This window comes from Paenarthrobacter sp. TA1.8 (genome assembly GCF_048595705.1).
Taxonomy (GTDB): Bacteria; Actinomycetota; Actinomycetes; order Actinomycetales; family Micrococcaceae; genus Arthrobacter; species Arthrobacter nitroguajacolicus.
In genome coordinates, this window is the sequence record NZ_CP184287.1 from 4,462,382 (window position 1) to 4,473,543 (window position 11,162).

8 protein-coding genes and 1 rRNA gene are annotated in these 11,162 nt (G+C 62.7%); 4 read left to right on the forward strand and 5 right to left on the reverse strand.

What is annotated here, in order from left to right; translation table 11 throughout:
- The first annotated feature begins 21 nt into the window (after positions 1-21).
- From ACNAOT_RS20770 to ACNAOT_RS20780, 3 genes are all read left to right on the forward strand, one after another.
- The gene (locus ACNAOT_RS20770) at positions 22-540 is read left to right on the forward strand and encodes a GNAT family N-acetyltransferase (RefSeq protein ID WP_178995712.1); all 519 of its coding nucleotides are present in this window, start codon (positions 22-24) and stop codon (positions 538-540) included.
- A gap of 3 nt (positions 541-543) precedes the next feature.
- Positions 544-2,274, forward strand: a complete 1,731-nt coding sequence (locus ACNAOT_RS20775; protein WP_420179226.1) for a helicase HerA-like domain-containing protein — start codon at positions 544-546, stop codon at positions 2,272-2,274.
- Positions 2,275-2,400: 126 nt separating this feature from the next.
- Entirely contained in the window at positions 2,401-3,429 is a 1,029-nt protein-coding gene (locus ACNAOT_RS20780; protein ID WP_091469704.1) for a hypothetical protein, read from the forward strand.
- 707 nt (positions 3,430-4,136) lie between these two features.
- Here the strand turns inward: ACNAOT_RS20780 and ACNAOT_RS20785 are convergent.
- The 4 genes from ACNAOT_RS20785 to ACNAOT_RS20800 form a co-directional block, all read right to left on the reverse strand.
- On the reverse strand, positions 4,137-6,110 hold the full coding sequence (locus ACNAOT_RS20785; RefSeq protein ID WP_364308850.1) for an NHL domain-containing thioredoxin family protein: 1,974 nt from the start codon (positions 6,108-6,110) through the stop codon (positions 4,137-4,139).
- Positions 6,110-8,365 carry a cytochrome c oxidase assembly protein gene (locus ACNAOT_RS20790; RefSeq protein WP_420179227.1) on the reverse strand — a complete coding sequence of 752 codons (2,256 nt, stop codon included), beginning with the start codon at positions 8,363-8,365 and terminating at the stop codon, positions 6,110-6,112. The genes ACNAOT_RS20785 and ACNAOT_RS20790 overlap by 1 nt, the downstream gene beginning before the upstream one ends.
- 132 nt (positions 8,366-8,497) lie before the next feature.
- Positions 8,498-8,785, reverse strand: a complete 288-nt coding sequence (locus ACNAOT_RS20795) for an HU family DNA-binding protein (RefSeq protein ID WP_011776355.1) — start codon at positions 8,783-8,785, stop codon at positions 8,498-8,500.
- Positions 8,786-9,014: 229 nt separating this feature from the next.
- Positions 9,015-9,578: a GNAT family N-acetyltransferase gene (locus ACNAOT_RS20800; RefSeq protein ID WP_420179228.1), complete on the reverse strand. Its 564-nt coding sequence runs from the start codon at positions 9,576-9,578 to the stop codon at positions 9,015-9,017.
- A 203-nt stretch (positions 9,579-9,781) separates the two neighbouring features.
- On the opposite strand from ACNAOT_RS20800, the gene ACNAOT_RS20805 reads away from it, so the two are divergent.
- A complete protein-coding gene (locus tag ACNAOT_RS20805) occupies positions 9,782-10,765 on the forward strand; it encodes a patatin-like phospholipase family protein (RefSeq protein ID WP_420179229.1) in 984 nt (327 codons plus the stop codon).
- Between the two features lie 131 nt (positions 10,766-10,896).
- On the opposite strand, the gene rrf is transcribed toward ACNAOT_RS20805, so the two are convergent.
- A 5S ribosomal RNA gene (rrf, locus tag ACNAOT_RS20810) occupies positions 10,897-11,013 on the reverse strand.
- Positions 11,014-11,162 lie beyond the last annotated feature (149 nt).

Genomic DNA, 11,162 nt, shown 5'->3' on the forward strand with positions numbered 1-11,162 from the left:
TCCACCTACGAAAGGCCTGACATGACCGCAACGCCAACCCTCCCGACGTCGGGCCTTACCGTCCTCAGCCTGCCCATGCGCGATCCCCGCGTCCGCCCGCTCCTGGACGAGCTCGCCGTCGAATACGAAACGCGCTACGGCAACCTGTTCGGAACCGGCGGCGCTGCGGAGGAACTGAACAGGTACCCGGCCGAGGAATTCGAAGCTCCGCACGGGGCACTGATCATCATTCAGGAGAACGGCGAGTCCGTGGCTGGCGGCGCATTCCGCCGATACGACCAGCACACCGCCGAACTGAAGCGGATCTGGACGCACTCAGCGCATCGTCGTCGAGGTTTGGCGCGACTGGTGCTGGCCGAACTGGAAAATGAGGCTCGACGGCGGGGCTACCGGAAGCTGTACCTGACCACCGGTCCGCGCCAGCCCGAGGCGAAAAACCTCTACCTCGCCACAGGCTACAAAGCGCTGTTCGACCTCGCCGCAGACCCCGAGGACATCAAGCATCTGGCCTTCAGCAAGGATCTTGCCGTGCACAGCTAAGCTATGCGCATGGCCAACAAACCCACCGCAACAACTGCCGAAAAACTCGCCACCATCCAGCAGGGCTACACCCTGGAAGGTGCCACCATCGAGCTGGGTGCCGCGATCGTCGACGGCGAAATCCACAAAGAGGCACAGGTCCGCTTGCCACTGGCCATGATGAATCGGCATGGACTGGTTGCCGGTGCCACGGGCACCGGCAAGACGGTTACGCTGCACATGATCGCCGAACAGCTGTGCACGGCGGGTGTTCCGGTCTTCCTCGCGGACATCAAGGGTGACCTGTCAGGGTTGGCAACGCCGGCCACTGGCAGTGAAAAGCTGACGGCACGCACCGAGGCGCTGGGTCAGGAGTGGTCTGCGAAGAATTTTCCGGTTGAGTTCCTCTCGCTCGGTGGGGACGGCCACGGGATCCCCGTCCGCGCCACAATTACCTCGTTCGGCCCCATCCTGCTGTCCCGCATCATGGACCTCAACGACACCCAGGAATCCAGCCTCCAGTTGATCTTCCACTTCGCGGACAAGAACAACCTGGAGCTGATCGACCTCAAGGACCTCCGCGCCGTCATCCAGTTCCTCACCTCGGACGAAGGCAAGGCCGAACTCGCAAACCTTGGCGGGCTGTCCAAGGCCACAGCCGGTGTGATCCTGCGTGAGCTGGTCACGCTGGAGGCACAGGGCATGGAGAAGTTCTTCGGCGAGCCCGAGTTCGACACCGCTGAACTCCTCCGCACCGCACCGGACGGCCGCGGCGTCATCAGCTGCTTGGAGCTTCCCACGCTGCAGACCAAGCCGCTGTTGTTCTCCACGTTCCTCATGTGGCTCCTGGCGGACCTGTTCGAGGACCTGCCTGAAGCCGGCGACTTGGACAAGCCGAAGCTCGTGTTCTTCCTGGACGAGGCGCATCTGCTGTTCAACGGCGCGTCCAAGGCCTTCCTCGAAGCCATCACCACCACGGTCCGGCTCATCCGTTCCAAGGGTGTGGGCATCTTCTTCGTCACCCAAACGCCCAAGGATGTTCCGGCCGACGTCCTCGGCCAGCTGGCCAACCGCGTGCAGCATGCCCTGCGAGCCTTCACCCCGGAGGATGCCAAGGCGTTGAAGGCCACGGTGTCCACATTCCCTGTCAGCGACTACGACCTCGAAGAGACCCTCACCTCCGCTGGCATCGGCGAGGCCGTCATCACTGTGATGAACGAGAAGGGCGCACCCACCCCCGTTGCCTTGACCCGCCTCCGTGCTCCCGAGTCGGTGATGGGGCCCAGCGCTGACGAGCTCATTCGCAGCACGGTTGCTGCGTCCTCGCTGCTGGTCAAGTACGGCACCGCGGTGGACAACCTCTCCGCCTACGAAAAACTCAATGGCCAAGCAGCCGTTCCTACCGGAGACGCAGCGCCCGGGCTGCCGCCGGTGCCGGCGTCTACCTCGTCGTCTTCCGGTAATTCGCAGGCCGACATCGACGCCGAAGCCCGCCGTATTGAGGAAGAAATCCTGGGCCGTCCCAGCTCCCGGTCCTCGTCGCCTGAGTCTTTCCCTGCACCGCCTGCGCCGGTTCCAGCGCCGCAGTCTTCCCCCCAGCCGTCCCCTCAGGACGGCATGTTCGGGGACATCGCCGGCGCCCTCGGTGGAGCGCTGGGTGGCGGGCTGAAGAGCATGGTCCGATCCATGGGAACACAGCTTGGCCGCGATCTCATGCGTGGGGTCTTCGGCACGTCTTCGCGGCGTCGCCGCTAGTCCTGTTTTACTACTGTTTTGCCAGCGGAACCACGACGGCGGGCGGCAGCAGCGTCTGCTGCCACCCGGCGTCGGGCCTTCTCCAATCGGTGGATATAAGTCGCTCCGAGGCCTTCCTGCACGGCGATAGCGGCCGCGGCAGGTAACGTAAAGGGCGTGCAGTTGAGTCAAGCGTTCGTCAAGACCGCAGCCGGATGGCTGCTCGGTCTGATGCTTGCTGCCGCCGGAGCCATCGTTTGCATCAACCTGGTGAGCTCCTCGGTGGCCAGTCCTCAACAGCCTGTCAAGGAATATCTGGAGGCCCTGCAGAAGGGTGAAGGTGAAGAAGCCCTAGGCTTGCTGCGCGCCAAAGTTCCCAGCGCGAACCCCGCCATGTTGGACGGCACAGCCTTGCAAACGGCCGCTTCCAAGATGTCCGATATCAAGGTTGGAAACCCCGAACCCCGGGGCAGCAACCGCATGGCCGTGCCGGTGGACTACACCTTGGACGGTAGCCGTCTCCACACGGAATTCCTGATGGAACGGACCGGGACCCAGTGGCTGTTCTTCGCTAAATGGGCGTTCGTGCCCACAACGCTTCCCACCATAGAAGTCACCGTGGTCAATTCCAGCGAGGCCACACTCAACGGCGTACCCGTGAACATGCCCAACGGCCGGAACAACTTTGCCGTGTTCTTCCCCGGCAAGTACGAGGCAAGCCTGAATGGCACCTACTTCGAAGCCCCTACGACATCGGCCCTTGTTTCAACACGCGACGGCGGCCAGGCACCCCTGAACCTGCAGACACGGTCCACCGCTGCCATGAACGAGGCCGTGGCTGGCAAGGTCCGGGAATTCCTGGACACGTGCGCGGCCCAGGCCACCGAGCAACAGCGCCTCCAGCCGGACTGCCCGTTCTATCATGCAAGCAACGCCCGGGTGGTGGACGGAACCATCAAGTGGGCAATCACCGAGTACCCCAAGATCACCATTGAGCCGTTCAGCGGTAAATGGGTGGTGGCTCCGCTCAACGGGAAGGCCACCCTCACTGCCCGGGAGATCAACCTTTTCACCGGGCTGGTCAACGACCTCAACGTGGAGCACGACTTCAGCTTCACCACCCAGCTGGACGTAGGGGCAGACACTGTGACCGTCACCCCCATGCTGACCTTCTGATTTTTTTTGCCCTCGCGCTGAACTGGCCCAGCTTCCATGGACCACGACCGCTCTCATGGCCCGCGGTGCCATGAGAGCCACCCTAAACTGGGCTGGTCCGACCACGTTCGGGCCGGCCCACGAACAAGGACTTCACGCACATGCCGGAGCCTATTCTCCGGCGAGTACACGATGTCGTCATGGAAGAACCTCAGCACCAGCATTCCTTGCCTGATTGCTTCGTTGTCCCGCCGGCGGTCTCTCTTGAACTGACGCGGCTCCAGATGAAAAGCAAGGCAGTCGTTCCAGACCTGGGTCTCAGTGCGGTTGCCCAGTAGACGGCGGCGCAGGTAATCGAGGGTGATATCCCGACGGATGTAGGCGCTTTCGACCATAACCAGTGCTTCTAACGGAGGGAGGCAGTAGAAGCTCGTCAGGCAGTGCGACATAAGGCTCGCTCAGCCGGGGCTGAGACAGGGACAACCGATGACTGATGCACCCTTCCGCACGTCGCCCGTTGCTCTGCCAGTAGTGGGGACCGGTGGGTTTGTGAAGCAGCCACAAGCTCCGGATCCGCACCGGGAAGACCCGGAACTCCACGCTCGATGCGCTGAATACTGGACAAACCACTCACCCGGGCTGGCCCGGTTTTGAACAGTCCAACGGCACGAAAAGGCCCGGGCCAACTCCTGAAGGAGTCAGACCCGGGCCATTTCAGTTTGCAAGGCTTAGTCCATGCCGCGCAGGTCCAGCACCAGTTCGGACTCACCGTCAGCCTGCAAGACTACCGGGATGCCCCAGTCCTGTTGGTAGAGATGGCAAGCAGCGTGATCGGGGATTTCGCCGTCTTCGGTCTCGGGGCCATCGCAGGCCGCCGCGCGGGCGGTGATGTGAAGGATGCCCTCGGGAACGTCAGCAGACAGTTCAAGGGTGCGCAGCAAGCCCACCGACGTGCCTCCACCGGAGACCAGCAGTTCCGGCGGCGTCGAGGAAATCTTCAGCTGTGTAGGATCGCCCCAACGGTCGTCCAGTTTCTGGCCGGTGGGGGCCTGGAAACGCACTGCGAGCTCAAGGTTCCCGGGAGTTACCGGGCTCTTGGGACGGTGAGTCTGCGATGCTCCCTCGTCCACCTGCTGGGCTTCCTTGGGAATGGGAACCAGGACCAGTTGGTGCTTGTTCGACTCCACAACTACCAGCAGCGGATCGCTGCCTTCTACCTGAACCACGACGACGTCGCTCGGCTCAGCGAGGCCCCTCGCCAAGGTGGATACAGACTTGGTGGCAGGATCGTAGCGACGAACGGCACCGTTGTAGGTATCAGCGATGGCCACGGAATTGTCCGGCAGAACCGTGACACCCAAGGGGTGCTGCAGGCGTGCTTCAGCAGCCTCGCCATCACGGAACCCGAAATCAAACAGGCCCTTGCCGATGGCGGTTTCCACGCTCACACCGGAATCGCTGACCACCAGGCGACGCAAGGAGGATGTTTCCGAGTCTGCCACCCAGATGTTGTCTTCACCATCGATGGCCAGACCGGAGGACTGGGCGAACCAGGCTTCCTCTGCCTTGCCGTCCAGAAGGCCCTCAAGTCCGGAACCGGCAAGGATGGAAACCTCATTGGCCAGGGGGTCGAAGGCAAAGATCTGGTGGGTTCCGGCCATGGCGATCACAACCCGCTGCAGCTTTTCGCTCCAGACCACGTCCCACGGGGAGGACAGTGAAACCTCGGTTCCCAGACCCAGCGCCCCAACATCGATCGCGTCGGCAGCGAAGTCAGCAGGGCCGCCGTCGTGGTGTTCGGACCAAGTGCCAGCGCCGGTGTCCGTCACCCGGGCAGGACCGGCGTCGAGCAGCCGCTGGACACCATTGCCAGCGAGCGTCTGAACGTAGCCGGAACTCAGGGTGACGCCGCGCAGGCGATGGTTGACGGTATCGGCAACCACCGCGTCGTAGCCGAGCTTCCACGCCAGTTCCGACGGCAGCAGGGTCACGCCCTGGGGTTCGTTGAACTGGGCGATCTCCGACTGTCCGTCGAGGTACCCCTTGGTGCCGGAGCCGATGACGCGCTCCACAGTTTCAAGATCGGGGCGGAGTTCCACCAAGCGGTGATGGCCCGAGTCCACTACCAGGTAGTTGCCGTTGGCGAGCTGAGTCGCTTTACCAGGGAAGCGCAAGGTGCCCGACGTCGGCACGGGAGCCACATACGGGCCGTTACCGCGGTGGAGGGTCCCCTTGGCTTCGTGCTCGGCCACGAGTTCCTCAAGGAGGACGGCCAAGCCGTCGGCATGGCCCTCGCCGGAGAGGTGGGCAACAATGTAGCCCTCGGGGTCAACGACCACCAGTGTGGGCCATGCGCGGGCGGTGTACGCCTTCCACGTTGCGAGTTCAGGATCGTCCAGGACAGGGTGGTGGATCTCGTAACGTTCCACGGCGGATGCCAGAGCTACGGGATCCGCTTCGTGTTCGAACTTGGGCGAATGCACGCCGACCGTCACCAGTACGTCCGAGTACTTTTCCTCAAGCGGGCGCAGCTCGTCCAGCACGTGCAGGCAGTTGATGCAGCAGAAGGTCCAAAAATCCAGCAGCACGATCTTGCCGCGCAAGGACTCGAGGTCAAGGGATTTCCCGCCCGTGTTGAGCCAGCCGCGGCCCTCCAGTTCGGAGGCCCGGACCCGGTGTTGGGTACGTACGGTTTCGCTCATCAGCGTCCTTCCAGCTTGGTGTTCGGTTCAGTTTGCCCGGCAGAGTCTGTGGTGGGGCGTTCGGCGTTGCTGCGTTCCGCCTGCGCTGTCGTGGATGCTTGGGGCGTCCTGGGTGCTTGGGTGGTGCGGTTCGCCATCTTGGCATCGCGGTCAGCGAGCCGGGCAAACATATCGTTGTAAGCACTGAGATCGGCGTCGTTATTCCTGTCGGCCGCACGATCAACCCGTCGGGTCTCCCGCTCGTCCGATCGCGACCACAAGACAGCCACGCCGATTGCCACCAGCAACGTGGGAACTTCGCCGATACCCCACGCCACGGCACCGCCCAGTTGCTGGTCCCCGATGGCCGACGGACCCCAGGCCCGGCCCAGGTTGCCGAAGTAGTCAGCGGCCAGCAGCCCGGTCCCGCCCATGATGGCCACACCAAAGAATGCGTGGAAACCCATGGTGGCCAGCAATAGAAGCAGGCGCATGGGGAAGGGGGCGCGGCGGGGAAGGGGATCGCTACCGATCATGCTCAGCACAAAGATGTAGCCGGTCAGAAGGAAGTGCACGTTCATGAGCTCGTGGCCCACATGCTCGCGCATCGCCAAGCTGAACAGGTCCGAGTAATAGAACAGGACGATGGAGCCCGCGAAGTTGGCAGCGGCGAACAGCGGGTGCGTCACAATCTGCGAGAACTTGGAGTGCACAAACAGCAGCAGCCACTCGCGCGAGCCACGTGAGCCGTGGGCGCCTTCGCCCCTGGCGGGCAGGGCTCGCAAGGCAAGGGTTACGGGGGCGCCAAGGACAAGGAAGATCGGCGCCACCATGGTCAGGGCCATGTGGTCCACCATGTGCGCAGAGAAAAGGACGCGGCCATAGACAGCGGGCGGGCCCGAGGTGATGTAAGTGAGTACCAGCAGTCCGATGATCCAGTTGACTGCCCGGAACCAGGACCATTTGTCTCCACGCCGGCGGACCTTGATGATGCCAAGGATGTAGGTGACCGCGCCGAACAGCGCCACTCCCACCCACAGCCAGTCGAAGCGCCATTCCGTGAGCCAGCGCTCCGGCGTCAGCTCGGGTGGAAGCTCGTAACCGGAGAGGATGAACGACGGCGATGCATCAGGTGCGTAGGTGGTGGGCTGGGGCGGGGCTGAGCGTCCCAACGCGACGGCGAGTCCCGACGTCGCGCCCATCACCAGAAGCTCAACCAACACAAGCTGCCACAGCACGCGGCGGGCCGACATGGAGCCGTTCTTGCCAAGCTGGGGGATAACCCACTGTCGGTGCATGAAGCCGATGCCACCCAACACCAACGTGGCCAAGGACTTCGCGACAATGAGTTGACCGTACGGAGACCCGAACAGGTCCGCGGGGTTGGTCACTCGGATGGCGGCATTGATGACGCCGGAGGCAAACACGAGGACAAAGGCGAAGCCGGCAAGTGTCGAGAAGCGGCTCAAGGTCTGCTCGGTGATGTCTGGTGTGCCCTTGCTCCTGGAACCCGTGAGGATGCCGGAGAGGACCGCAAGCATGATGATGCCGCCAACCCACGTGGAGACCCCTACGAGGTGGAGCCCCAGCGAGTTGATGGCGCCTTCGTGGTCGCTGGAACTGGAGGAGTGTCCGATCAATGCGGTGGGAATGAGGCCGATCAAGGCCAGCAGCAGAGTGAACGCCAGCCCGGTCAAGGATCTCACCCCGAACAGCGCAGTGGTGACGACAGCGGCAATGATGGTGACCGCGAGCCAAGCTTTGCCGGTCTCGATGTCCGTCATGAAGTAGACCAGGGAGCGCGTAAACTCCGCGTCTCCCGAGAGCCCCTGCCCCGCGACATCTGCGTAAGTGAGTACAAGGACCGCCACCGCGGACAAAGTCCAGGCTGCGCCGGCTGCCGCTGCAACTGCCAAAGCCCGGGCGAAGGCCGGATGTTCGGGCGCATCAGCATCCTTCTCACGGGACCGCGAGCCACCGAGGTTCTTGGGCAGGATGCCGACGGCAAAGATCAGGCCACCAACCACGGTTGCCACTGACACGTTGTGGATGGCTTTCGCCACAGGAAGGCCCCAACGGACCAATTCGCCTGGATCAGAAACCTGCCGGGCAGCTGAGGCGCCGGAGAAGATGAGGGCCGCCGCAAGAGTCAGGAACAGCACCGCCAGGCCGGCCAGTTGCCACGGCAAGGAAATGCCCGCGACTGTAGTGCCTCCCTGCGCTCCCGGCTTGGGAACAGGCGAAGGGGCAGTAGCGGAGCTTCTTGCTGATGGCACTTATCCATTGTCCGCTACCTGCCGCCGGGCTGCGAATCGGATGAGGCGCTATGTGCATTAACTAACAGCAATAACGGCAAAGGGACGGCAACCAAAGGTTGCCGTCCCTTCAAGGCGTTCGCCGAAGAGTAGTTACTTCTTCTTGGCGACAGCAGCCTTCAGCTTGGAGCCAGCGGTCAGCTTGACGCTGTGGCCGGCTGCGATCTGGATGGTTTCGCCGGTCTGCGGGTTGCGGCCCGTGCGAGCTGCACGGTCGGTGCGCTCAACTGCGAGCCAGCCCGGGATGGTGATCTTTTCGCCGGCGGCGACAGAAGTCTCGAAAACTTCGAACAGTGCATCGAGCACGGAGTTGACTGCTGCCTGGCTGGTGCCAGCCTTGCCTGCTACCTCTGCAACGAGTTCACTACGGTTCTTAGCCATTTACGTCCTCCTGGACTCATACGTTTTTGAGCTTTCAAGCGGAATGCGAGCAAGCCACTGTTCGAAAACTTACCAGCTTGGGCTGACATGGCCAGCAAATTCCGCGTGTTTCCGCGCCTTTTTGACCAAAATCACCGGATTTTCGGGGTTTTTAGGGGTGCTTTACGCCCTTGGCGTACCCTACGGCATCGGCAGTAGGGACAGCCGCCGCCCTGCCGGGCCTCCCCGGCTAGAACAGAATGCGCTGGAATAGTACGTGGTCCTGCCACTCCCCCGCGATCTGCAGGTAGGAGGGCGCCATCCCGATCCGCTCGAAACCAGACCGCTTCAAGACGGCTTGGGAGCCCGCATTGTGGACCAGCGTAGCGGCTTGGATACGGTGCAGACAGAGCTCATTTTCGGCCATATCCACGACGGCGGCCACCGCGCCTGATGCTATGCCCTTGCCCGTCCAGGCCGCATCCACCCAGTAGCCGAGGTTGGCATTCAAGAAGGGTCCCCGGACAATCCCGGAGAGAGTGATCATCCCGATGATGCCTTTTGCTGTCGTCAACACCCAAGGCACCTCAGTGCCTTGTTCGTAGAGATTCAGTTTCGCCTGGATCACCGCCGACTGGCCTGTAGTGGTGTAGAACTCATCAGCCCGGGTTGGTTCCCACGGTGCCAGGTGCTCACGGTTCCGCCGGTAGGCAGCGGCCAGGGCGGCCGCGTCTGTGTGTTCCAGCGGGCGCAGGAGAAGCTGACCAGCCTCTTCGCCCGCTAAGACGCGGTCCAGGCTTCGGGTGAGAATCATCTCCAGACTCTACCTGCCACCATCCCGGCGATTGCGTGTGAGTCGGCTGAATGATAGTTTTCGGGTGATCGTGAACCAAGACCAGGAGGTGAGACCCATGTACGCAGTATCCATAGTGGGCGCTCCCCTGCAGTCCACGATCTCGCGACTGAGTTAGTCGCCACTGGGAGCGCCCGTCAGGCAATTCGCGAAAGGCGACTCCCATGAACACAACATCTTCTTCTCCCCTGACCTCCGCCTCGGCTTCCGACCAACCTCGGTCGCACCAGCCTCAGCTAAGGGTTGACGCCTCACACCGGGTGCCCGACGGCGAGAGGGCTCTAATCCTCGGTGGCGGCGGCTCCACCGGTAACGCGTGGCTGATCGGCGTCGTCGCTGGACTGTTCGACGCCGGGTTGGACGTGACCGCCGCGGACCTCACCGTCGGCACGTCTGCTGGATCGACGGCGGCGGCCCAGCTTGCTTGGGCAAACCCCGCCGAGCTCTTTGACGCCATCCTTGCAGCTGCTCCACCAAGACCCTCCGGCATGGTTGATACCGTTGGCGCCACCGTCAGAGCCCGGCCCGTGTCCGACCACATGGAGCGAACAGGCAAAATCCTGGAGTCCTCTGCGGATATGGCGGATATGCGCCGCAGGATGGGCGCAGCCGCGATAGACATGGCTGCAGCTATGGACGACTCCAATGCGCGGTGGCACGCAACCGTTGCAGCCCGGCTGCCTCATCAGGAGTGGCCGGAACGACTGGTGTTGCTCACAGCGGTTGATGCCGAAACCGGTGAACCTGTGGTGTTCCACCGCCATAGCGGAGTGGAATTGGTTGACGCCGTGGCGGCCAGCTGCGCCAGTGGCTTCGCCTACGCTATCGGCAGCAATCACTATATCGACGGCGGCTACCGGGCCAACGCTGAGAATGCGGACCTGGCAGCCGGGTACAGCCGCGTACTGGTGCTGTCTCCGTTTGGCGGCCGGACTCGGACTCCGTTGGAGTGGGGCATGCACTTATCCGGGCAAGTCGACGAACTGCGGCGCAGCGGGAGCCGGGTTGAGACAATCTTCCCCGACAGCGAGGCGGAGCACCTGTTCGGCATCAATGCGATGGATCTGACGCTGCGGCCGGCTGCTGCCCAAGCCGGCTTCGGCCAGGGCAGGGTCCTCGCCGAGCACCTCACCGAGTTCTGGCGCTAGTGAGTGTTGCCCGGCTGAGTCTTAGCTCAGCCGGGTTTCAGCCCGGGTAAGGAACAGTGCGGTGTGGGTTTTGTTGTTAAATGCGGGAGACCCCCCAACCCTGTGGGTTGGGGGGTCTCTACCTAATGGTTGTCCGGCGGTGTCCTACTCTCCCACACCCTCCCGGGTGCAGTACCATCGGCGCTGTGGGTCTTAGCTTCCGGGTTCGGAATGGGACCGGGCGTTTCCCCCACGCTATGACCGCCGTAACCTTGTTACCCGTCCCCGTGGTTTGCCTGGTGTGGGCGTTTTTTCGGGGTGGGAAATCTGTGGTGGTTACAACTGTGGTGTTGTTATTTAGTTGTGTTTTGTTCCTGGAACAAGCGGGTTGTTGTTCGGGAACCACATAGTGGACGCG